General features: G+C 67.5%; 18 protein-coding genes. 14 read left to right on the plus strand and 4 right to left on the minus strand.

Annotated features, from left to right (window positions below):
- Positions 1-133: 133 nt before the first annotated feature.
- The 3 genes from AC3DET_RS14395 to AC3DET_RS14405 all read left to right on the plus strand — a co-directional run bounded on the left by AC3DET_RS14395 (position 134) and on the right by AC3DET_RS14405 (position 5291).
- The gene (locus tag AC3DET_RS14395; protein WP_488392055.1) at positions 134-1984 is read left to right on the plus strand and encodes an ABC-F family ATP-binding cassette domain-containing protein; all 1851 of its coding nucleotides are present in this window, start codon (positions 134-136) and stop codon (positions 1982-1984) included.
- Between the two features lie 103 nt (positions 1985-2087).
- Positions 2088-4628, plus strand: coding sequence for an FmdB family zinc ribbon protein (locus AC3DET_RS14400; protein WP_488392056.1), 2541 nt, complete (start codon positions 2088-2090; stop codon positions 4626-4628).
- A 45-nt stretch (positions 4629-4673) separates the two neighbouring features.
- Positions 4674-5291 carry a hypothetical protein gene (locus tag AC3DET_RS14405; protein ID WP_488392057.1) on the plus strand — a complete coding sequence of 206 codons (618 nt, stop codon included), beginning with the start codon at positions 4674-4676 and terminating at the stop codon, positions 5289-5291.
- Between the two features lie 164 nt (positions 5292-5455).
- Here the strand turns inward: AC3DET_RS14405 and AC3DET_RS14410 are convergent, their stop codons facing one another.
- Positions 5456-6376, minus strand: a complete 921-nt coding sequence (locus tag AC3DET_RS14410; protein WP_488392058.1) for a DUF3011 domain-containing protein — start codon at positions 6374-6376, stop codon at positions 5456-5458.
- A gap of 165 nt (positions 6377-6541) precedes the next feature.
- Here AC3DET_RS14410 and aspS point away from each other — a divergent pair, with 165 nt between their 5' ends.
- The 3 genes from aspS to AC3DET_RS14425 are packed head-to-tail and all read left to right on the plus strand — an operon-like array spanning position 6542 to position 9130.
- Positions 6542-8293 carry an aspartate--tRNA ligase gene (gene aspS / locus AC3DET_RS14415; RefSeq protein WP_488392059.1) on the plus strand — a complete coding sequence of 584 codons (1752 nt, stop codon included), beginning with the start codon at positions 6542-6544 and terminating at the stop codon, positions 8291-8293.
- 16 nt (positions 8294-8309) lie between these two features.
- Entirely contained in the window at positions 8310-8606 is a 297-nt protein-coding gene (locus AC3DET_RS14420; protein WP_488392060.1) for a DNA primase, read from the plus strand.
- The gene (locus AC3DET_RS14425) at positions 8603-9130 is read left to right on the plus strand and encodes a GNAT family N-acetyltransferase (RefSeq protein WP_488392160.1); all 528 of its coding nucleotides are present in this window, start codon (positions 8603-8605) and stop codon (positions 9128-9130) included. The genes AC3DET_RS14420 and AC3DET_RS14425 overlap by 4 nt, the downstream gene beginning before the upstream one ends.
- A 273-nt stretch (positions 9131-9403) precedes the next feature.
- Here AC3DET_RS14425 and AC3DET_RS14430 read toward each other — a convergent pair whose 3' ends face one another.
- Together AC3DET_RS14430 and AC3DET_RS14435 are read right to left on the minus strand one after the other, a co-directional pair.
- Positions 9404-10345: an alpha/beta fold hydrolase gene (locus tag AC3DET_RS14430; protein ID WP_488392061.1), complete on the minus strand. Its 942-nt coding sequence runs from the start codon at positions 10343-10345 to the stop codon at positions 9404-9406.
- A gap of 41 nt (positions 10346-10386) precedes the next feature.
- Entirely contained in the window at positions 10387-10815 is a 429-nt protein-coding gene (locus AC3DET_RS14435; protein ID WP_488392062.1) for an organic hydroperoxide resistance protein, read from the minus strand.
- 122 nt (positions 10816-10937) lie between these two features.
- On the opposite strand from AC3DET_RS14435, the gene AC3DET_RS14440 reads away from it, so the two are divergent.
- A complete protein-coding gene (locus AC3DET_RS14440) occupies positions 10938-11768 on the plus strand; it encodes an AraC family transcriptional regulator (RefSeq protein ID WP_337731483.1) in 831 nt (276 codons plus the stop codon).
- A 6-nt stretch (positions 11769-11774) separates the two neighbouring features.
- On the opposite strand, the gene AC3DET_RS14445 is transcribed toward AC3DET_RS14440, so the two are convergent.
- Entirely contained in the window at positions 11775-12722 is a 948-nt protein-coding gene (locus AC3DET_RS14445; protein WP_488392063.1) for an AraC family transcriptional regulator, read from the minus strand.
- Positions 12723-12930: 208 nt separating this feature from the next.
- On the opposite strand from AC3DET_RS14445, the gene AC3DET_RS14450 reads away from it, so the two are divergent.
- The 7 genes from AC3DET_RS14450 (at position 12931) to AC3DET_RS14480 (ending at position 22036) form a co-directional block, all read left to right on the plus strand.
- Positions 12931-16125: an efflux RND transporter permease subunit gene (locus AC3DET_RS14450; RefSeq protein WP_488392064.1), complete on the plus strand. Its 3195-nt coding sequence runs from the start codon at positions 12931-12933 to the stop codon at positions 16123-16125.
- Positions 16122-17237, plus strand: coding sequence for an efflux RND transporter periplasmic adaptor subunit (locus tag AC3DET_RS14455; RefSeq protein WP_488392065.1), 1116 nt, complete (start codon positions 16122-16124; stop codon positions 17235-17237). Before AC3DET_RS14450 ends, AC3DET_RS14455 begins: the two co-directional genes overlap by 4 nt.
- 40 nt (positions 17238-17277) lie before the next feature.
- Positions 17278-17919, plus strand: a complete 642-nt coding sequence (locus AC3DET_RS14460) for an esterase/lipase family protein (protein ID WP_488392066.1) — start codon at positions 17278-17280, stop codon at positions 17917-17919.
- Between the two features lie 57 nt (positions 17920-17976).
- Positions 17977-18708, plus strand: coding sequence for a YebC/PmpR family DNA-binding transcriptional regulator (locus AC3DET_RS14465; RefSeq protein ID WP_488392067.1), 732 nt, complete (start codon positions 17977-17979; stop codon positions 18706-18708).
- A 42-nt stretch (positions 18709-18750) separates the two neighbouring features.
- Positions 18751-19272, plus strand: coding sequence for a crossover junction endodeoxyribonuclease RuvC (gene ruvC, locus AC3DET_RS14470; RefSeq protein ID WP_488392068.1), 522 nt, complete (start codon positions 18751-18753; stop codon positions 19270-19272).
- 196 nt (positions 19273-19468) lie between these two features.
- Complete coding sequence (gene ruvA, locus AC3DET_RS14475) at positions 19469-20056, plus strand: Holliday junction branch migration protein RuvA (protein WP_192201981.1); 588 nt, start codon at positions 19469-19471, stop codon at positions 20054-20056.
- Positions 20057-20107: 51 nt separating this feature from the next.
- Positions 20108-22036, plus strand: a complete 1929-nt coding sequence (locus AC3DET_RS14480) for a potassium transporter Kup (protein WP_446538109.1) — start codon at positions 20108-20110, stop codon at positions 22034-22036.
- The last annotated feature ends 30 nt before the right edge of the window (positions 22037-22066 follow it).

The following is a 22066-nucleotide window of genomic DNA, read 5'->3' on the forward strand; positions in this document are numbered from 1 at the left end:
CATGGACTTAGGCGCTACAGACTCTGGTTACAGGGCCATGACATGGATGTCAATGGTTTCTTAACAACTGTGGACAGAGGCGCTATCGATAAACTACGCGGCCGCTTCCCCCCAAATCCCCTTAGGTTGTTTCTTGATCTCCCTTCGTAATTTCGCGCTGCGCCGCGGTGAGCGCCTGTTGCTGTCCAACGTCGACCTGACCCTGCATGCGGGCTACCGCGTGGGCGTGGTCGGCCGCAATGGCGCGGGCAAGTCCAGCCTGTTCGCCGCCGTGCAGGGCGAACTGGAAGCCGACAAGGGCGACCTCGACCTGCCCGGCAAGGTACGCATCGCCAGCGTGGCGCAGGAAACCCCGTCGCTGCCCGATCCGGCGCTGTCGTTCGTGCTCGGGGGCGACACCGAGGTGGCCGCCGTGTTGCAGGCCGAAGCCGACGCCACCGCGCGCGAGGATTGGGAGGCGGTGGCCAACGCGCATACCCGCATGGCGGAGATCGGCGCCTACGACGCGGAGGCGCGCGCCGGCAAGCTGCTGCACGGGCTGGGCTTCCCGGCCGATACGCACCACCGGCCGGTGTCGTCGTTCTCCGGCGGCTGGCGCGTGCGCCTGAACCTGGCGCGTGCGCTGATGATGCCCAGCGACCTGCTGCTGCTCGACGAACCCACCAACCACCTCGACATGGACGCGGTGCTGTGGCTCGAGCAGTGGCTGCTGAAGTATCCCGGCACGCTGCTGCTGATCTCGCACGACCGCGAGTTCCTCGACAACGTCGCCACCCACACGCTGCACCTGCACGGCGGCGGCGCGAAACTTTACACGGGCGGCTACACCGATTTCGAACGCCAGCGCGCCGAGCAGTTGCGTCAGCAGCAGATCGCGCACGAGAAGGAACAGGCCGAGCGCGCGCACCTGCAGAGCTTCATCGACCGCTTCAAGGCCAAGGCCTCGAAGGCCGCGCAGGCGCAGAGCCGCATGAAGCGCCTGGCCAAGCTGGCCGGCACCGAGGCGGTGCGCGCCGAGCGCGAGTTCCGCATCGAGTTCGCCGAGCCGGCCAAGCTGCCGTTCTCCCTGATCCGCCTGAATCATGTCGAAGCCGGCTATGGGCCGGATGCGGTGATCCTGCACAACGTCGGCTTCGGCCTGGAAGCGGGGCAGCGCATCGGCCTGCTCGGCCCCAACGGCGCCGGCAAGACCACGCTGGTGAAGACACTGGTGGGCGAGTTGCCCGCGCTGGCCGGCGACCGCATGGCGCACCCGGACCTGCGGATCGGCTACTTCGCGCAGCACACGGTGGAATCGCTGCACGAAGGCCAGTCGCCGATGGACCATTTCCGCGATCTGTCGCCGGACGCCAGCAACCAGTCGTTCCGCGACTTCCTCGGCAAGTGGAATTTCCCCGGCGACCGCGCGTTCGAACCGGTCGATGGCTTCTCCGGCGGTGAGCGCGCGCGCCTGGCCCTGGCGCTGATCGCGTGGCAGCAGCCCAACGTGCTGCTGCTCGACGAACCCACCAACCACCTCGACCTGGAAATGCGCGAAGCGCTGGCCGAAGCGCTCAGCGACTTCGATGGCGCCATCGTCATGGTCTCGCACGACCGCCACCTGATCGGCCTGGTCTGCGACACGTTCTGGCGCGTGGCGGATGGCGTGGTCGAGCCGTTCGACGGCGACCTGGACGAATACGCCGCCTGGCTGCGCACGCGTGCCTCCGCGCAGGGCAGCAAGCCGCTGCGCAGCGAGCCTGCGCCGCCGCCGAAGCCGGCACCGACGCCCTCGCGCAAGGTCAATCCGGTCAAGCTGGCCGCCGCCGAAGCCAAGGTCGCCGAACTGGAAACCAGGCTGGCCGACGTGGACGCGCAGCTCGCCGATCCCGCTAGCTACGCCGATGCCGATCTCGCCGCCCGTCTGGGTCGTGATCGCGAAGCCCTGCAGCAGCAGCTCGCCAAGGCCGAGGCAGCCTGGTCGGCGTTGTACGACGAGGCGTGACGGGCTGCCGCTAACGGCAGGGATGAGCTAGCCTAGGCCGAGCGACGGGGCGGTACGCGGCAGGGGTGCCACGTACTCCGGGGCCCGTGCGATCGGGGGCGGCATGGAGTGGAAGAAGGCAGGGATGGCTGCGTGGGCTATCGCGTTCGTGGTGTTCGCAGCAGCCGCGTCCACGTGGTGGGCGGTGCAGGGGAGGTTGTGGCAGGAGGGCCGTCCCGCGGCCGGCGCGCAGGCCAGCGTGCCGGAGGGGGCAATACGCGAAAACGGGTCGCAGCCGCTCGTGCGCGCGCGCAACCTCGTACTGAGCGGTCGAGTGCTCGGCATGCCGGAAGGACTGGCAGGACTGCAGGTGCTCGTGCATGTCGGAGAGCATGTTTATGCGGCGCAGGTGCAGGATCGGACCTACGTGATAGACATCGGCGTGCCCGATCCTGCCGCGATGGTCGTGGTGGAGGCGCGTGCGGGCACTGCCCACTTCAAGTCGCTTGTCGGCAGCGTGGCCTATCTCAGGCAGCACGAAGGTAGCGACGCGATCGTCGAGGACCGCGAAGTCTCGGCGCTCGCGCCTTCTCCGTTCCGCTCGGCGCTGTATGTCAGGACGCGCTTCGTCTTGGGCGGTCGTCTGCCGACGAACGACACCGAGGTGACCCAAGCCCTGCGGGCGGCAGTCACCGTCGAACTCGAGCCGATGACTTATGTGCTGGCAAGGTTCGCGCGCGAAGCCGACATCCTCCCCGCTGGCTTTGAAAGCGGTCTGGCGCTGGTGGAGGATCGAACCGCTTATATCGCGCTGTCGCAGCAGGGATGGGTGACGGATCTGTCCAAAGGTGCCCTGTGGAGCACCCCCGACAGTGCACCCATTGGCAGCCTGTCCGAATTTCCGGACCGGTTGCTGATGGTGTCAGGTCTGCCATATGGCGGCGCCCCCGCCCTGGACCCGAATGATCCAGGACTCGGCGCCAACCCGGTTGCCCTGCTGGCGCGGCAATCCGACGGGAGTTTCGATTTCTACGAAGACTATCCGCTCAAACAGCCGAACTACCGCGCCAGGCTTTACGACGGCGGATACATCGAGCTTTATCCGAACGCCGATATCCACAGGTCTCTGTGGTCCAACGGCAATGGCGTCATCGACGGTATCGCTGAAGTTCTTGCACTACGCAGGCTGAGTGCCGGTCATGGGGTCGATGTGTGGGTCAGGGAAGCGCGCTGGGAGCAATGGGGTCAAGGCGTGTCCGGCACGAGTGTCGAGCACCATGTATTCGCAGCGACTTCGCTGGATGCATGGTCGCGCCAGGACGGGTGGCCCGCATCGACGTCGATGGCGCGCATGCTGCCCTGGTTCTGCGAAGGTAGGCGGGAGACGTCGTACAAGCGGCTGGAAAACTGCGACTACGTGCTGCATGAACTGGGCGCGGGCATGCCGGGCCACGGTTGGACGCTGGGCCATGGGTGGCATGTCGACCCGGCCAGCCATCAGATCGCGCCTTCTTCGGGAAGGCAGCCTTTTTCCTGGGAGCTGGACGCACGTGGCGTGCTGCGCATCACGTCCAGTCAGACGAGTACCGAATTCTGGCGCCTGCAAGGCCCCTCCAGATCCATCGGCAATGCCGCCTACCTTGCTCGCAGCAGCACCGGCGTGACGGCAGGGCAGGTTCGCGTTGGCATCACGATGACTGCAATCCAGACGGTGGACACTCTGTCCTCGGCAGATGCGCTCGGCACATGGGGATGGGAGCCTTGGACGGGAGCGTGGTCGCCCCGATACAGCGCGACACCGTTCAAGTACCAGACAGTGCGGAACAGCGACGGCACCAGCCTTAACCAGGCCTTCGACGGCAGTACGATCATCGACAGCAGTTCCATGTACTGGGATGTGGCCGGCAACGCCTTCTTCGAATGGCGCGCGACCGCACGCATGCCGGACCGCAGCAGTCGACATTTCCGCAGCTGCGCCGAAGCGACAGCGGCAGGCGCGCAGTTGTGCGCGATCCAGTTCAACTATTTCCGCCCGGTGCTGTCCACGGGGGACCGTTACTACGGGATCAGCGAAATCTACTTCACGTCGTTCATCCACGATGGGACCAGTACCACGGTAGGCCCGCTGGAGCGCCTCTCGTCAGGCCCCGCTTACCTGTCGTGCGCGGATGGACCGTGCATGCCGCGCTTCTACTATGGCGTCAGCGGACCTCCAGCCACGGGAGCCGCGCCGCCATCTGCCCAGACGATTCCCCCGCGCGTGCTCGATGTTGAAACTTTGCGTCGTGGCCCCACAATACGTCCGGTCTACGCCCGCATCCCCCGCCTCATGCCCATCTACGCTTTCGAATGCACCCAGTGCGGCCACAGTTTCGACCGACTGCAGAAGCTGTCCGATCCCGACCCCGATACTTGCCCGTCATGCGGTACGCAGGCGGTGAAGCGTCAGCTCACCGCACCGTCGTTCCGGCTGGCCGGCAGTGGCTGGTACGAGACCGATTTCAAGAAGGACGGCGACAAGAAGCGCAACCTGGCCGACGGTGGCGAAGGCGCCAAGCCGTCCAGCGAGTCCAAGCCTGCCGAATCATCGCCGGCGAAGACCGAAAGCGCGCCTGCGAAGACGGACGCCAAGCCTGCAACGCCGTCGTCGACGTCCTCGACCTGAGGCCGGCGGTGTAAGGTGCATCCCTTCCTGCAAAGAAGGGATGCCATGAAGAAGACCCTGCTCGCGTTCGCTGCGTTGTCCGTCGCCGGCTGCGCCACGTCATCCACGGGCGCGTCGTCATCGACGCCTGCCGACGCCTTCCTCGCTGCGCTGGCGACCCAGTGCGGCAAGGCCTATGCGGGCCGTATCACCGCCAACCAGCCCGCGTCGACCACGCCGGACGCGTTCGAGGGCAAGGCGCTGGTGATGCATGTACGTGGCTGCGATGACCCTGCCCGCGAGATCCGCGTGCCGTTCCATGTCGGCGACGACCACTCGCGCACCTGGGTGGTCACGCGTACGGCGGCCGGCCTGCGTTTGAAGCATGACCATCGCCATGAAGACGGCAGTCCGGACGCGGTGACGATGTACGGTGGAGACACGGTGGATGCCGGCACGGCGCAGCGGCAGGCGTTTCCCGTGGATGCCGAATCGGTGGCGATGTTCAAGCGCGAAGGCCTGAATGCCTCGCTCAACAACACCTGGGCCATGGAACTGGTGCCCGCGAAGACCTTCGTCTATGAACTGAGCCGGCCGAATGGCCGCCTGTTCCGGGTGGAGTTCGACCTCACCACGCCGGTGGCCCTGCCACCGGCGCCGTGGGGCAGTGGCGAGGGCGGATGAGGCGCCCGGCCTCATCGTCAGGCGGGAGAGGCGGGAGCCGAAACGGGTCCCAGCTTTCGCTGGGATGACGGAAGAGGTGTTGTGCACTTTCGTCGTTCCAGCGAAAGCCGGGACCCAAATCGATGTTGCTGCTGTCGTCCTTGAAGGGGGCGAATGACCGGATGTCAGCGTGGCCCGAAACGGCCGCGGCAACCGCGATCCACCCACACCTGGGTGCCGGAGTAACCCCAGCTGTAGCCTTCGCGGCAACTGGTGTTGGACAGCTGCTGCTGCAGGATCGGCCGGCCCTGGCGCGGGTCGTAGGCGCAGGTCTTGCGGCGGTTGTCGTCGCTGCTGCACGTGATGGTGTAGCCGTTGTTGCCACCACCGCCCCACCCGTTGCCCGAGTCGCGGAACTCGGCGCGGCAGCCGCTCCGCACCCAGATCATGCCCTGGCGCTGGCCCCAGTTCTGGTTCTCGTTGCAGCGGGTCGAAGACAGGTTGCGCTGGATCACCGCGCGTCCGCGGAAGCTGGTACGGCATTCGCGGTAGGCATTGTTGGCGCTTTCGCAGACCACGGTGGAGCCGCCCGAACCGCCCCAGCCTCCGCCCGACCCTTCGGTGAAACGGCCGCGACAGCCGCGATCCACCCAGACCACGCCATTGCCGCTGCCCCAGTTCTGGCCCTCCACGCAGCGGGTGCTCGAGAGGTTCTGCGCGAGCACGGCGTTGCGCCGGAAACCGGTCCGGCATTCACGGCGGCGATTGTCCTTGCTCTCGCAGGTGACCTGGCCGTTGGCGGGCGGATTCGGATTCCAGCCGCCATTGTTGCCGCCGAGCGACTGGGCGATGTCCTGCTTGATGCGGCTGAAGGTCCAACGGGACCGGTTGACCTGGTCGAGGTAGAAGCGGAGCTGGTCGTCCGGGATGCGGCGACCGCGGGACTGCTCCGAGTATTCCAGGCTGATCACGCGCGTCTGGTCCTGGACGGACAACTGGCGCAGGTCTTCCGGGGCGTAGGCCCGCGTGCCGACCTGGGCGAACGCGCTGCCGGCCATGAAGGCCAGCAACAGTACGAGGACGGACTGCAACAACGGCTTCTTCATGGCGGTACCCTCCGAGGGAGGCGCCAGCATACGCCGGAGCCGTTAAGGCCATGCAGGGAAGGCCGGGAGGGTAGGCGGGCGGATGACGGGGTAAACTAGCCGGCTTGACCAGCCAGTGGCTGTTTTGAAACCTTCCGGCACTGCCGGACGACCTGTGGAGCCCCCATGCGTACCCATTTCTGCGGCCTCGTCGACGAGGCCTTGATCGGCCAGACCGTGACCCTGTGCGGCTGGACCGACGTCGCCCGCAACCTCGGCGGCGTGTGCTTCATCGACCTGCGCGACCATGAGGGCATCGTGCAGGTGACCGTGGACCCGTCCAATGCCGAGGTGTTCAAGGTCGCCGCGTCGCTGGGCTACGAGGACGTGCTGCAGGTCGAGGGTGTCGTGCGTGCGCGCGAAGCCGTCAACACCAAGATCCGCACCGGCCAGGTGGAAGTGATCGCCACCAGGATCACCGTGCTCAACAAGGCCGAGCCGCTGCCGTTCCACGCGCACGAGAACCCGGGCGAAGACATCCGCTTGAAGTACCGCTATCTGGACCTGCGCACGCCCGACATGCAGCGCAAGCAGCGCACCCGCATCAAGCTGGTGCAGGCGCTGCGCCGCTGGCTGGACGCGCGCGGCTTCCAGGACATCGAAACGCCGATTCTCACCAAGGCCACGCCGGAAGGCGCGCGCGACTTCCTGGTGCCGGCGCGCATGCACCCGGGCGAGTTCTATGCGCTGCCGCAGTCGCCGCAGCTGTTCAAGCAGATCCTGATGGTGGCCGGCTTCGACCGTTACTACCAGATCGCGCGCTGCTTCCGCGACGAGGCGCTGCGCGCCGACCGCCAGCTGGAGTTCACCCAGCTCGACATGGAGTTCGCCTTCGTGCGCGAGCGCGACGTGCAGGACGCCGTGGAAGGCATGATCCGCGACATCTTCGCCGAAGTGATGGACGTACAGCTGGATGCACAGTTCCCGCGCATGACCTGGGCCGAGGCGATGCGTCGCTACGGTTCGGACAAGCCCGACCTGCGCATCGCGCTGGAGCTGGTGGACGTGGCCGAGCTGGTGAAGTCCAGCGAGTTCGCCGTATTCACCGGTGCGGCCAACGATCCGGACGGCCGCGTGGCCGCGCTGCGCATCCCCGGCGGGGCGTCGCTGAGCCGTAAGCAGATCGACGAGTACGCCGCGCATGCCGCCAAGTACGGCGCCAAGGGCCTGGCCTACATCAAGATCGACGAGGCCGGCGCGGTCAGCTCGCCGATCCAGAAGTTCTTCGCCGAAGACGCCTTCGCGGCGCTGGTGAAGCATGTCGGCGCCGGCAACGGCGACATCGTGTTCTTCGGCGCGGGCGGCTACAACAAGGTCAGCGACTTCATGGGCGCGCTGCGCCTGAAGGCCGGCAAGGATTTCGGCCTGGTCCAGGACGGCTGGAAGCCGCTGTGGGTCACCGACTTCCCGATGTTTGAATACGACGACGAAGCACAGCGCTACGTCGCCCTGCATCACCCCTTCACCGCCCCCGCAGTGGACGACATCGCCGATCTGCGCGCAAACGCCAAGACCGCGGTATCGCGCGGCTACGACATGGTGCTGAACGGCAACGAGATCGGCGGCGGTTCGATCCGCATCCATCGCCCCGAGATGCAGAGCACGGTGTTCGAGCTGCTCGGCATCGGCGCGGAAGAAGCGGAAGCCAAGTTCGGCTTCCTGCTGGACGCGCTGCGCTTCGGCGCGCCGCCGCACGGCGGCATCGCGTTCGGCATCGACCGCATCGCGGCGCTGATGGCCGGTACGGAGTCGATCCGCGACGTCATTCCGTTCCCGAAGACCACCACCGCGCAGTGCCTGATGACCGGCGCGCCGTCGCCGATCCCGGATGAGCAGCTGGCGGAAGTGCACATCCAGGTCCGACCGAAGAAAGACTGATCGAGAGAACCAAGAAATGACGGAAGTTGCTTTTTCGCTGGAATGGGAACGCCTGGGCAATGAAGGCGCCGATGCGGCGCTGGTGACGGAGCGCGCGCGTGTGTTCGGTGGCTGGCTGGTGCGCGTCGGCACGTCGCCGGCGGCGATGGCGGTGACGTTCGTGCCGGACGGCCAGGGTCGCTGGGACGGTGAGGACTTCGGCGAAGACGATTACGAAGAAGAAGACGAAGAAGAGTACGAAGAGGAAGAAGACGAGGACGCCGACGAGGAAGACGAGGCGGACGAAGAGGACGAGGAAGAAGAGGACGCCTGAGCGTGCGGATCCGTCGCGCCACCGTCGATGACGCTGCCGTGCTGTCGGACCTGGCGTCGCGTACGTTCACTGAGACCTTCGGCCATCTGTATCCCGCCGAGGATCTGGCGGCGTTCCTCGCCGATGCCTACGAGGTGGGCAAGCAGCGGACGATCCTGTCTCACCCGGACTACGCGGTGTGGTTGCTGGAAGACGACGGTGTGGCCGTGGGCCATGCCGCCGCCGGGCCGTGCGGGTTGCCGCATCCGGAGGTGCAGGCGGGCGATGGCGAGCTGAAGCGGCTGTACGTGCTGGCGTCGCACCAGAATGGTGGGTGGGGCGGGAAGCTGTTCGCGGAAGTCGAGGGGTGGTTGATGAAGGATGGGCCGCGGACGGTGTGGATCGGGGTGTGGTCGGAGAATTTCGGCGCGCAGCGGTTCTATGAGCGGCAGGGGTTCTCGCGCGTGGGTGGGTACAAGTTTGCGGTGGGGAAGACGCTGGATGATGAGTTCATCCTTAGACGTGATGCGGCCTTAGTCGCTTGATGCAAAAGCTTCCGCTTGCCCTTCGGGCCAGCGGGTAACTTTTCTTTGTCTGGCCAAAGAAAAGTCACCAAAAGAAAGGCCATTCCTCGACGAAGCAATCCCATAACTCGGGTGCTATCGGGATTTTCCGACTCGCCTTCCTGGCGAGGCGGAAAACGGCGGACATCCTTGTCCGCCGCCCTTCGGGTCTGGTGGGCTCGCTGGCGCGTCGGGACAGGAACGATCAAAAGCAAACGGCCGCGTTAGCGGCCGTTGCTGTTTGCGGGGCTTCTCTTACTTCTGCAGGAAGTCGAGCAGGTCCTGGTTGACGCGGTCCTTGTGGGTATCGGTGAGGCCGTGCGGGGCGCCGGGGTAGACGATCAGTTGGGCGCCCTTGATCAGCCTGGCCGAGGCCTTGCCGGAGGCGTCGATGGGGACGATCTGGTCGTCGTCGCCGTGGATCACCAGGGTGGGGATGTCGAACTTCTTCAGGTCGCCGCGGAAGTCGGTGGCCGAGAACGCCGCGATCGAGTCGTAGGTGTTCTTGTGGCCGGCCTGCATGCCCTGCGCCCACCAGCTGTCGATCAGGCCCTGCGACACCTTGGCGCCCGGGCGGTTGAAGCCATAGAACGGGCCGGATGCGATGTCGAGGTAGAGCTGCGAGCGGTTTTCCAGCGCACCCTTGCGGATGCCGTCGAAGACTTCGAGCGGGAGGCCGCCCGGGTTGTCGGCGGTCTTCAGCATCAGCGGCGGCACGGCGCTGATCAGCACGGCCTTCTTGACCCGGCCGGTGCCGTGGCGGCCGATGTAGCGCGCCACTTCGCCGCCGCCGGTGGAGAAGCCGACCGCGGTGACGTCCTTCAGGTCCAGCGTGTTGATCACGGTGGCCAGGTCGTCGGCATAGTGGTCCATGTCGTTGCCGTCCCACGGCTGGCTGGAGCGGCCGTGGCCGCGGCGGTCGTGCGCAACCACGCGGTAGCCCTTGGAGGCCAGGAAGATCATCTGCGATTCCCAGCTGTCCGACGACAGCGGCCAGCCGTGGCTGAAGGTGACGACCGGGCCGTTCTTCGGGCCCCAGTCCTTGTAGTACAGCTGCACGCCATCGGCGGTGGTGATGTAGCTCGCCGTGCGTTCGACAGCGACCGGGGCGGGGGTGGATGTGGGCTGCGCGGCGAAGCTGGCCTGGGTGGCGACGGCCAGCAGCGTGGCGGCGAGGGTGCGGGTGAAGGCGTTCATGGTGTCGGTTCCTGCGAGGGGTGGTGGGTCAGGAAGGAAGGTCAGTCGGCGATCACCAGCGTCACGTCGATGTTGCCGCGCGTGGCGTTGGAGTAGGGGCAGACGATGTGGGCGGCGTCGACCAGGGCCTGCAGCTGCTCGCGGGCGACACCCGGGGCGGCGATGGTCAGTTCGGCCTGGATGCCGAAACCGGTGGGGATCTGGCCGATGCCGACCTTGCCGGTGACGGTGGTCGTGGGGGGCAGGGTGACCTTCTGCTTGCCGGCGACGAACTTCAGCGCGCCCAGGAAGCAGGCCGAGTAGCCGGCCGCGAAGAGTTGTTCGGGGTTGGTGCCGTCGCCGCCGGCGCCGCCCAGTTCGCGCGGGGTGGACAGCTTGACGTCCAGCACGCCGTCGGACGAGGTGGCCTGGCCTTCGCGGCCGCCCGTGGCGGTGGCGGTGGCGGTGTAGAGGATCTTTTCGATGGACATGGCGGTGTTCCTTCTGGTGAGTGGGTGGTCCGGCGGGGTGTCGTCCGGTGAGGTGTACTTTGCGCCGCCAGGCAGTACGAAGGGTGATGTAGAATCCTGAAAACTTGATCAGGAGTTTCTTCATGGTCGACAGGCTGGCGGTCCTGCTGGAACGTTTCTCGGTCACGGCGCAGGTGTTCCATGCCGGCGCGCTGTGCGGCATCAACACGCTGGAAGGCGAGGCGGGCGTGGGCCAGTTGCACCTGATCCGGCGTGGGCCGCTGGAGGTCTTCCACGGCAACACGTCCCTGGGCATCGACCAGCCCAGCCTGCTGCTCTACCCGCGCGCGATGTCGCACCGGTTTGTCAGCGATGCGGAAAAAGGCGCGGACATGGCGTGCGCCAACCTGCGGTTCGAAGGTGGCGCGCAGAACCCGATCTGTGCCGCGCTGCCGGACGTGGTGTGCCTGCCGCTGGACGGCATCTTCGGCGCGTCGGACGTGTTGGCATTGCTGTTCGAGGAAGCTTTCACCCAGCGCTGTGGGCGCACCGCGCTGGTCAACCGGCTGTTCGAAGTGGTGATGATCCAGATACTGCGCCAGCTGATGGAAACCGGCGAGGTGAAGGGCGGCATGCTGGCCGGCCTCTCCCATCCGCGCCTGCGCAACGCGATCGTCGCCATGCACGAAGCGCCGTCGAAGGACTGGACGCTGGATGAGCTGGCGCGCGTGGCGGGCATGTCGCGCAGCGTGTTCGCCACGCATTTCCGCGAGGCGCTGGGCATCACGCCGGGCCAGTACCTGCAGGGCTGGCGCGTGGGCCTGGCGCAGCAGGCGCTCCAGCGCGGCAAGCCGTTGAAGGTGGTTGCGTCCGACGTGGGCTATGGCAGCGAGGCCGCGCTGTCGCGTGCGTTCAAGGCGCACAGCGGCCTGTCGCCGCGCGAATGGAAACGCCAGGCCGGAGCGGCGGCCTGAGCCGCGTCAGGCGTCCTGCCGGCGTGCGGCCGGTTGCGCACGCAGCTGCACGATTTCCGAACGCGGCGGCGCGCCGAACAGGCGCTTGTACTCGCGGCTGAACTGCGACGCGCTCTCGTAGCCGACGCGACGCGCGGCCGTGTTCGCTTCCAGGCCTTCGCCCAGCATCAGGCGGCGGGCCTCGTGCAGGCGCAGGTGCTTCTGGAACTGCAGCGGCGACATCGAGGTCGCCGCCTTGAACTGGTGGTGCAGCGACGACACGCTCATGTGCAGCGATTCGGCCATCGCATCGATGCTCAGCGGCTCGTGGAAGCGGTCGCGCAGGGCCTGCACCGCGCGGGCGATGCGGTGCGAACGGCTGCCGGCGGTGACCAGTTCGCGCAGGCGGTGGCCGAGGTCGCCGGTGAGCGCGCGGTAATAGATCTCGCGCTGGATCAGCGGAGCGAGTGCGCCCACGTCCTCCGGTTCCTCCAGCAGCCGCATCAGCCGCAGCACCGCATCGAGCAGGGCGCCGCTGGCGCGCGCCGAGTACAGGCCGCGGTCCACCGCTTCGGCCGTGCGCGAAGCCGGTGTTTCGAGCATCAGCGCGCCCAGCTGGTCCATGTCGATGTCCAGGCGCAGGCTCAGGTAGGGGTACTCCGGCGTGGCCTCGATGATCTGGCCCAGTGCCGGCAGCGTCATCGACACCACCAGGTAGTGGAGCGGGTCGTAGTGGTAGGTCTCGCCCGCCAGGATCGCGATCTTGCGGCCCTGCGCCACGATGCACAGGCGGGGTTCGTACAGCACGGCACTGCACGGCCGCGGTTCGCTGAAGCGCATGAGGAAAAGCGACGGGATGGCCGTGGCATGCACGCCGTCGTCGGTCGCCAATCGGGCAATCCGGTCGGCGAGTTCCGCTTGCGGTGCGTGGCGCGGGAGTTGCGCGACGCTGTCGGGAAAAGCATTGTCGTTCATGGCGTGGGGGTCCATGCGGCGAAGCGTGACTTTAGCGCGACGAAGCGTGGGCGCGCATCGTCGCGCCTGCGTGGTTTGCAGAATCGGGCAAGTTTCGCGCAGCAATGCACTAACCGCCAGGGCAGGCGCTGGCCTATCGTGCCTGCATGTCGTCGCGTTGCGCGATGCGGCGGCATCTCCTCCCCCAAGGCTGACGGAAAACATCCCGATGTGGATCGTCGAATACGCGCTGTCGCGCCGATACACCATCGGCGTGCTGGCCATCCTGATCCTGTTGTTCGGCGTGCAGTCTGCACGCCGCATGCCCACCGACATCCTGCCGGAGGTCGGCATTCCGTCGGTCAACATCATCTGGACGTACAGCGGCCTGCCCGCGGCGGAGATGGCGGCCAAGCTCACCTCGTTCTCCGAGATCGCCGTCCTCAACAACGTCGACGACATCAAGGAAGTCCGCTCGGAAAGCCTGAGCGGCATCGGTATCGTGCGGGTGGACTTCCAGCCGGGCGTGAACCTGGAACGTGCGCTGGCGCAGATCACCGCGGTCTCGCAGACGATCCTGCGGCGCATGCCGCCGGGCACGTCGCCGCCGCTGGTGGTGCGCAACAACGTCTCCAGCACGCCGGTGCTGCAGCTGGTGCTGTCGTCGGATGCCTTGAGCCAGGCGCAGCTGTACGACTACGCACGCCTGCAGCTGCGTTCGCAGATCCAGTCCATCCCCGGTATCCGCATGACCCTGCCGTACGGCGGTGCTGCGCGGCAGATCATGGTGGACCTGGATCCGCGTGCGCTGCAGACCCATGGGCTGACGCCCGCACAGGTCACCGGCGCACTGGAGCGCGGCAGCCCTACCTTGCCATCCGGCACGATCCGCGAAGGCACGCGTGAACTGCAGATCGCACTGGAAACCAGCCCGGCCGACGCCGCGGGGTTCCTCGACCTGCCGATCGCCACGCGCGGCGGCAACGTCATCTATGTGCGCGATGTCGCCTCGGTGCGCGACGGCGGCGCGCTGCAGACCAACATCGCGCGCATGGACGGCGCCAATGCCGTGTCGGTGGCCCTGATCAAGATGGGCGGCGCCTCGGCGGTGGAGATCGTGCGTTCCGTGCGCGAGCGCCTGCCCGAGATCGAGGCTTCCGCGCCGCCCGGCATGCGGATCGAACCGATCTTCGACCAGTCGGTGTTCGTCGACAACGCGATCGGCTCGATCCGTCACGAGGCCATGCTGGTCGGCGTGCTGGTGGCGCTGGTGGTGCTGGTGTTCATCGGCTCGTGGCGCTCCAGCCTGATCGTGCTGTCGGCGATCCCGCTGGCGCTGCTGGCCTCGGTGACGATGCTCTACCTGCTGGGCTACACCTTCAACGTGATGACGCTGGGCGGGCTGGCCCTGGCCATCGGCATCCTGGTCGACAATGCCGTGGTGGACGTGGAGAACACCAACCGCCACATCGCCGAGGGCAAGGATGTGCGCAGCGCAATCCTGGCCAGCGCGAAGGAAGTCGTGTTCCCGGAATTCGTTTCCACGGTCTCCATCTGCATCGTGCTGACGCCGATCCTGCTGATGACGGGCCTGTCGGCGTGGGTGTTCACGCCACTCGCACTGGCGGTGATCTTCGCCATGGCCGCCTCGTTCCTGCTCTCGCGCACGCTCATCCCGGTGCTGTGCTACCTGCTGCTGCCGGCCGACATCCGCAGCCGGCAGGCGCCGCGCTGGGCGGCCGAGCGCCGCCTGCTCGCGGTCAATCACCGCGTGGAGCACGTGCTCGACGGCCTGCGCGACCGCCACCACGCGCTGCTGGTGAAGCTCGGCCACCATGGTGGCGTGCTGCTGGTGGTGGCGCTGTTGATGATCGGCGCAGGCGCGGTGTCGGCGCTGTCGCTGGGCCGCGAGTACTTTCCGCACGTGGATGCGGGCCAGATCCGCCTGCAGGTCCGCCTGCCCACCGGCCTGCGACTGGAAGAGACCGCACAGCGGCTGGCCGACATCCAGCGCGAGATCCGCGAGATCGTGCCGGCGAGCGAACTGCAGACGGTCTACGAGCAGATCGGCATTCCCGATGCGGTCAACCTTGCGTGGGTGGACAGCGCGGTGGTCGGTTCGTTCGAGGCCGAAGTGATGCTCCAGCTGCGCAGCCCGCACGGACCCAGCGCGGACTACCTGGCGAAGATCCGCGAGCGCGTGGCGCAGAAGTATCCCGACGTGAAGGTATTCGAGCGTCCGCCGGACGCGACCAGCCGCACGCTGGCCGGCTCCGCCGTCGGTGCGCTGGAAGTGCGCGTCAACGGTCGCGACGCCGCCGGTAACCTGGTGCTGGCGCGCGAACTGGAAGCTCGCCTGCGCGACGTGCCGGGCGCGGTCGACGTGATGCTGCGCCAGGTGCTGGATCTGCCAGAGTACTACATCGCCATCGACCGCACGCGGGCCGCGCAGCTGGGCATCAGCGCGCAGGACGCCAGCCGTGCGGTGCTCGCGGTGCTGGGCTCGGCCGGCACGGTCAGCCCGGTGTACTGGGTCGACCAGGCCAATGCCACGTCGTACACAGTGCAGGTGCAGGCGCCGCCGGCGAACCTGGCCGGGCTGGAGACGCTGCTCAACACGCCGGTACGGATCGGCGACGACGGCCAGACGGTGCTCCTGCGCAGCATCGCGCAGGTGTCGCCGCGCACCGTGCCGGCGAGCGTCGGGCGCACGATGATGGCGCCCACGGCCAGCGTGATGGCGAACGTGCAGGGCACCGATCTCGGCGCCGTGCATGCGGCTTTGGGCGACATCGTCGCCGGCCTGGAGCCGCGCCTGAAGCCGGGCAACCGCATCGAGATCGTCGGCCAGGCCGGCGAGATGCAGAACGCGTATGGCGAACTGGCCACGGGCCTGCTGATGTCGGCGGTGCTGGTGTTCCTGGTGCTGGTGGTCAACTTCCAGTCGTGGATCCAGCCGCTGGTGGCGATGTCCGGTCTGCCCATCGCGATCGCCGGCGCGGCGGTCGGCCTGCTGGTCACCGGCACGCCGCTCAGCGTGCCGGCGCTGATGGGCGTGATGATGGTGATCGGCGTGTCCACCGCGAACAGCGTGCTGGTCACCAGCTTCGCCCGCGGCCTGATCGCCGACGGCCACGATCCCGAACAGGCCGCGTACGAAGCCGCCGCCGTGCGCCTCCGTCCGGTGCTGATGACGGCCAGCGCGATGGTGCTCGGCATCATCCCGATGGCGCTGGGCCTGGGCGAGGGCGGTGAGCAGAACGCGCCGCTGGGCCGTGCGGTGATCGGCGGCCTGCTGTTCGGCACGCCGGCCACGCTGATCATCGTGCCGTCCATCCTGGCCGTGCTGGGCCGCCGCCTGCGGCGTTCCGAATCCCGAATCGAAGCCGGCGCTCAGGGCGCCGATGCAGGAGTAGCGATATGAAGCCGATGCTTGCCATGCGTCAGTATTTCCCCATCGCGCTGGCGCCGGTCGCGCTGGTGCTGCTGTCCGCCTGCAGCCGCAGCGCGGCCGAGGCGCCTGCGGCGCAGGCCGTGCCGGAAGTGCTGACGGCACAGGCGCGCGCCGCCGAGGCGGACTTCGCGATGACCCTGCCGGCGCGCGCGCTGGCCGGCGAGACCGCGCAGCTCTATCCGCGGACAACGGGCTTCGTCAGCGAACGCCTCGTGGATCTGGGCGACCACGTCGCGGAAGGACAGGTGCTGGCGGTGATCGCCAATCCCGAGGCCGACCAGTCCGTGCGTGAGGCGCAGGCCGAGGTTGTGCGCCTGCGCGCGGCGCTGGAGTTGGCTCGGGTGAACTACGACCGCGCCGCCGCGCTGGTTGAATCCGGCGCGATCTCGCGCGAGCTGTACAGCGACCGCAGCGCCAACCGCGATGCCGCACAGGCCGCGCTGGCAGCGGCCCAGGCACGACTGGAGAGCGCGCGCGAGCGACAGGGGTTCCAGCGCGTGCGCGCACCGTTCGCCGGCGTGATCGCCGCGCGCAACGTGGACCGGGGTGACCGCGTGGTCGGCGATGCCGCCACCGCCGCACCGCTGTTCGAACTCAACGCACTCGATCCGCTGCGGATCCTGGTGGACGTGCCGCAGGGCGCCGCATTGCAGGTGCGGCCGGGCCTGCAGGCGGAAGTGACCTTCCCCGAGCTGCCGGGCGAGCGCTTCGCCGCAGAGATCGTGCGCAGCGCGCAGAGCATTTCCGACGAGGCCGGTGGCATGCGGGTGGAGTTGCGCCTGCCCAACCCGGACAACCGCATTCCGGCGGGCATGGTCGGCCAGGTCAGCCTGCAGGTACCGCGCGCCGCGCCGGCGGTGCTCGTGCCGCTGTCGGCGATCTCCGGTCCGGCCGGGCGCTCGCGCGTGGCCCGGGTGGGTGCGGATTCGGTGCTCGAGTTCCGGCCCGTGCTGCTGGGGCGCGACCTGGGGGGCGATGTCGAAGTGCTCGACGGACTGAGCGTGGGCGACCAGGTCGTGTTGTCGCCCAATGCGCTGCTGCAGGCAGGGACGCGGGTGACGGTGAAGAAGCCCGCCTCCTGATGCGGTGGTGTTCCGGCGGCGGCCACGCCAGACTGGAACCATGGAAAAAGTCGAGGCGAGTTCAAGGCCACGTGTCTTGCTGGTGCACGGCATCTGGAATGCGAAGTCCTGGTTGACGCCGCTTGCGCGGCGCCTGCGGCACGAGGGCTTCGAGGTGGAGGTGTTCGGCTATCCGAGCATCCTGGGTGGCCCCGAGCCGGCGATCGCCGCACTGATCCACCGCCTGCAGGACGGCCCGCCCACCCATCTGGTGGGCCATAGCCTGGGCGGGCTGATCGGACTGGAAGCGCTGCGCCGCGCGCCCCGCCTGCCCGTGCAGCGCATGGTCTGCCTGGGGTCGCCGCTGTGTGGCAGCGGCGCGGCCCGCAGCCTGGGCCGGCGGGCATGGACGGCGGCCGTGCTCGGCCGCAGTGGTGCGCTGCTGCAGGCAGGTTGCGTGCCCTGGCAGGGAACGGTGCCGGTGGGGATGGTGGCCGGGAACGTGGCGCGGGGCATCGGTCGGCTGATCACCCGCTTCGACGGCGAATCCGATGGCACCGTCGGGCTGGATGAAACCCGGCTGCCGGGGTTGGCCGCGCATTGCGTGGTGCCGGCCAGCCATACGGGGCTGGTGTTCTCGGCCGATGCCGCGCGCCAGGCGGCCCGTTTCCTGCGCGATGGCCGCTTCGACGGGCAGGACTGACGTGCGCATGGGGGCGCGTATAATCCGCGCCCTTGTCAGTGCACTCCGGAAGTCACCATGGGCAGAGGCCCGTCCATCGAAGCCCGCAAGAACGCCACCGACGCCAAGCGCGGCAAGATCTTCACCAAGATCATCCGCGAGATCGGCGTGGCGGCCCGCGCCGGTGGCGGCGAGCCAGCCAACAATCCGCGACTGCGCGCAGCGGTGGACAAGGGCCTGTCGGCCAACATGTCCAAGGACGTCATCGAGCGCGCCATCAAGAAGGCGACCGGTGAGCTGGAAGGCGTGGTCTTCGAGGAGATCCGCTACGAGGGTTATGCCCCGGGAGGCGTCGCGGTGATCGTCGATTGCCTGACCGACAACCGCGTGCGTACCGTGGCCGAAGTCCGCCATGCGTTCGGCAAGTGCGGCGGCAACATGGGCACCGAAGGCTCGGTGGCCTTCATGTTCAAGCGGCTGGGCGTGCTGAGCTACGCCCCCGGCGCGGACGAAGAGAAGATCACCGAAGCCGCCATCGAGGCCGGCGCCGACGACATCGTGGTGTATCCCGATGACGGGTCCATCGACGTGGTCACCACGCCCGAGGCGTTCTCGTCGGTGAAGGACGCGATGGAGGCCGCCGGACTGGCGCCTGGCCATGCCGAGATCACCTTCCGCGCCGACAACGACATCGCCGTGCAGGGCGACACGGCCATGCAGGTGAAGAAGCTGCTGGACATGCTGGAAGACCTGGATGATGTGCAGGACGTTTACTCCAACGCCGAGTTGGGCGCGGATGCGTATGCGTAGTCACCGTGCATGGGGACGGGTGATGGCGGGCCATCACGTCCCGTGACCCGCATCCTCGGCATCGACCCGGGTTCTCAGCGTACCGGCGTGGGCATCATCGACGTGGATGCGGCGGGCAAGACCACGCACGTCTATCATGCGCCGCTGGTGCTGCTGGGTGCCGACGATTTCCCGCAGCGGCTGCGCCGCCTGCTGGACGGCCTGGCCGACATCATCACCACCTGGCAGCCGGATGAAGTCGCGATCGAGAAGGTGTTCATGGCGCGCAATCCCGATTCGGCGTTGAAGCTGGGGCAGGCGCGCGGCGCTGCCATCAGCGCGGTCGTACTGCGCGACCTGCCCGTGCACGAATACGCGGCCAAGGAAGTGAAACTGGCCGTCGTGGGGCGCGGCAGCGCCGAGAAGGGCCAGATCCAGCACATGGTCGGGATCATGCTGAACCTGCAGGGCAAGTTGCAGGCCGACGCCGCCGACGCGCTGGCGGTCGCCATCACCCACGCGCACGTACGCGCCACGGCCAAGCGGCTGGGCGTGAGTTCGCAACTGGCCTGGAGCAGGAAATGATCGGTCGGCGTTCGCTGAGCGAGCCCCTCTCCCGGCGGGAGAGGGGTTGGGGTGAGGGCAGCGGAAGTCCGGATGATCGAGGACTCATGCGACAGACCGCGCTCCGCTGTTCGCCGCCATGGACTCGGTTCGGCCCTCATCCGGCGCGTCGCGCCACCTTCTCCCGGTGGGAGAAGGGAAACGCAGGAGTTTCTCCATGATCGGACGTCTTCGCGGGATCCTGGCGTACAAGTCGCCCCCCTGGCTGGTCATCGATGTGGGCGGGGTCGGTTACGAGCTGGAAGCGCCGATGAGCACCTTCTACGATCTGCCCGATGTCGGCCGCGAGGTGCTGCTGTTCACCCATTACGCGCAGAAGGAAGACAGCGTGTCGCTGTACGGCTTCCTGCGCGAAGGCGAACGCAGGCTGTTCCGCGACGTGCAGAAGGTCAGCGGCGTGGGCGCGAAGATCGCGCTGGCGGTGCTGTCGGGCGCCAGCGTGGACGAGTTCGCGCGCATGGTGCAGGCCGGCGACATCACTGCGCTCACGCGCATCCCCGGCATCGGCAAGAAGACCGCCGAACGCATGGTGGTGGAACTGCGCGACCGCGCGGCCGACCTGATGGGTACCGGCGTGGGCGGCATCAGCGCGCTGCCGGCCGATCCGCAGTCCGAAGCCACCATCGCCCTGCAGCAGCTGGGTTACAAGCCGGCGGAAGCGACCCGCATGGCACGCGACGCGACCGCGGCCGGCGACGATGCCGCCACCATCATCCGCAAGGCCCTGCAGTCCGCCTTGCGCTGATCGCGGCTTTAGAGCACCTCTTCACTCATCGAGCGCTACCCTCCGGCCGCCATGTCCAGCCCTTCCTCTCCCCATACCGACGCCGGCAACACCGGGCAGCACGGTCATACGCAAGCCGGCATGGCCGCGCTGGTGGCCGGCGCCGTCGGCGTGGTGTTCGGCGACATCGGCACCAGCCCGCTGTACACGATCAAGGAGATGTTCCATCCCCATTTCGGCCTGACGCCGGACGCGGACACCGTGCGCGGCCTGCTGTCGCTCGGCTTCTGGTCGCTGCTGCTGGTGGTCACGCTGAAGTACGTCATCGTCATCATGCGCGCCGACAACGATGGCGAGGGCGGCATCATGGCACTGACCGCGCTGGCCCAGCGCAGCCTCACCAAGGGCTCGCGGCTCAGCTACACGGTCGGCATCCTGGGCATCTTCGGCGCGGCGCTGTTCTTTGGTGACGGCATGATCACGCCGCCCATCACCGTGCTGGGCGCGGTCGAGGGCCTGGAGGTGGTCTCGCCGGTGTTCAAGCAATGGGTGGTGCCGATCAGCCTGGTCATCCTGACCGGCCTGTTCGCGTTCCAGCGCTTCGGCACGGCCAAGGTGGGCAAGGCGTTCGGACCGGTGATGATCATCTGGTTCATCGTGCTGGCCGGATTCGGCATCTACAACATCGCGCACAACCCCTCGGTGCTGGCCGCGCTGAATCCCTACTGGGCCTGGCATTTCTTCGTCACCCACGACTGGCACGCGGTGCTGATCCTCGGCGCGGTGGTGCTGACCGTCACCGGTGGCGAAGCGCTGTATGCCGACATGGGCCACTTCGGCAAGCGTCCCATCCGCTGGGGCTGGTTCGCCTTCGTGCTGCCGGCGCTGGTGCTGAACTACTACGGCCAGGGCGCCGTGCTGCTGAAGCACCCGGAAGCCGTGGCCAATCCGTTCTACATGTCGATCCCCGGGTGGGCGCAGATCCCGATGCTGGTGCTGGCGACCACGGCGGCAGCGGTGGCTTCGCAGGCGGTCATCACCGGTGCGTTCTCGGTGACGCGCCAGGCCATCCAGCTGGGCTACCTGCCGCGCCTGCACATCAAATACACCTCGAAGGACACGATCGGACAGATCTACGTGCCCTCGGTCAACATGATGCTCTACCTGGCGGTGATCGTGCTGGTGCTGAGCTTCCAGAGCTCCGGCGCGCTGGCCACCGCATACGGTCTGTCGGTCACCGGCACCATGCTGATCGACACGCTGTTGCTGGCGATCGTGGCCTATACGCGCTGGCCGGATTCCCGCAAATGGGTGCTGCCGCTGTGCGGCGTGTTCCTGGTGATCGACCTGGCCTTCCTGTTCGCCAACGGCGCCAAACTGGTGACCGGAATCGGCGCGTGGGTACCGCTGTTCATCGGCATCACCGCGTTCACCATGATGCGTACCTGGCGCCGCGGTCGCGAACTGCTGCATGGCGAAGTGCAGAAGGAAGGCATCCGCCTGGATACCTTCCTGCCGGGCCTGATGCTGGCGCCGCCCGTGCGCGTGCCCGGCACGGCGATCTTCCTGACGGCCGACAAGGGCGTGGTGCCGCACGCATTGCTGCACAACCTGAAGCACAACAAGGTGCTGCACGAACGCAACGTGTTCCTCACGGTCGAAACGCTGACGGTGCCTTATGCGCCCAAGAAGAAGCGCCTGAAGATCGAGCCCATCGGCGACGATTTCTACCGCGTCGTGATCAGCTATGGCTTCGCCGAGACACCTGACGTGCCGCAGGCGCTGATGGGCTCCTGTGACCAGGGTGGCGTGTACTTCGACCCGATGGAGACCACCTATTTCGCCAGCCGCGAAACCATCGTGGCCGCGCGCCACGGCGGCATGCCGGTCTGGCGCGACAAGCTGTTCGCGGTCATGCACCGCAACGCCGCGCCCGCGACCGGCTTCTTCCGCATTCCCGGCAACCGGTTGGTGGAACTGGGGGCGCAGGTCGAAATCTGACCTGCGCGGCGCGGGAAAGATGAAGCATGG

It is taken from the genome of Pseudoxanthomonas sp. 97-1-1, assembly GCF_057773125.1.

Excerpts from the sequence above, each read along its gene's own strand:
- AC3DET_RS14400 (WP_488392056.1), top strand. The coding sequence starts at position 2,088 with ATGGAGTGGAAGAAGGCAGGGATGGCTGCGTGGGCTATCGCGTTCGTG.
- AC3DET_RS14405 (WP_488392057.1), top strand. The coding sequence starts at position 4,674 with ATGAAGAAGACCCTGCTCGCGTTCGCTGCGTTGTCCGTCGCCGGCTGC.
- AC3DET_RS14410 (WP_488392058.1), bottom strand. The coding sequence starts at position 6,376 with ATGAAGAAGCCGTTGTTGCAGTCCGTCCTCGTACTGTTGCTGGCCTTC.
- aspS (WP_488392059.1), top strand. The coding sequence starts at position 6,542 with ATGCGTACCCATTTCTGCGGCCTCGTCGACGAGGCCTTGATCGGCCAG.
- AC3DET_RS14420 (WP_488392060.1), top strand. The coding sequence starts at position 8,310 with ATGACGGAAGTTGCTTTTTCGCTGGAATGGGAACGCCTGGGCAATGAA.
- AC3DET_RS14430 (WP_488392061.1), bottom strand. The coding sequence starts at position 10,345 with ATGAACGCCTTCACCCGCACCCTCGCCGCCACGCTGCTGGCCGTCGCC.
- AC3DET_RS14435 (WP_488392062.1), bottom strand. The coding sequence starts at position 10,815 with ATGTCCATCGAAAAGATCCTCTACACCGCCACCGCCACCGCCACGGGC.
- AC3DET_RS14440 (WP_337731483.1), top strand. The coding sequence starts at position 10,938 with ATGGTCGACAGGCTGGCGGTCCTGCTGGAACGTTTCTCGGTCACGGCG.
- AC3DET_RS14445 (WP_488392063.1), bottom strand. The coding sequence starts at position 12,722 with ATGAACGACAATGCTTTTCCCGACAGCGTCGCGCAACTCCCGCGCCAC.
- AC3DET_RS14450 (WP_488392064.1), top strand. The coding sequence starts at position 12,931 with ATGTGGATCGTCGAATACGCGCTGTCGCGCCGATACACCATCGGCGTG.
- AC3DET_RS14455 (WP_488392065.1), top strand. The coding sequence starts at position 16,122 with ATGAAGCCGATGCTTGCCATGCGTCAGTATTTCCCCATCGCGCTGGCG.
- AC3DET_RS14460 (WP_488392066.1), top strand. The coding sequence starts at position 17,278 with ATGGAAAAAGTCGAGGCGAGTTCAAGGCCACGTGTCTTGCTGGTGCAC.
- AC3DET_RS14465 (WP_488392067.1), top strand. The coding sequence starts at position 17,977 with ATGGGCAGAGGCCCGTCCATCGAAGCCCGCAAGAACGCCACCGACGCC.
- ruvA (WP_192201981.1), top strand. The coding sequence starts at position 19,469 with ATGATCGGACGTCTTCGCGGGATCCTGGCGTACAAGTCGCCCCCCTGG.
- AC3DET_RS14480 (WP_446538109.1), top strand. The coding sequence starts at position 20,108 with ATGTCCAGCCCTTCCTCTCCCCATACCGACGCCGGCAACACCGGGCAG.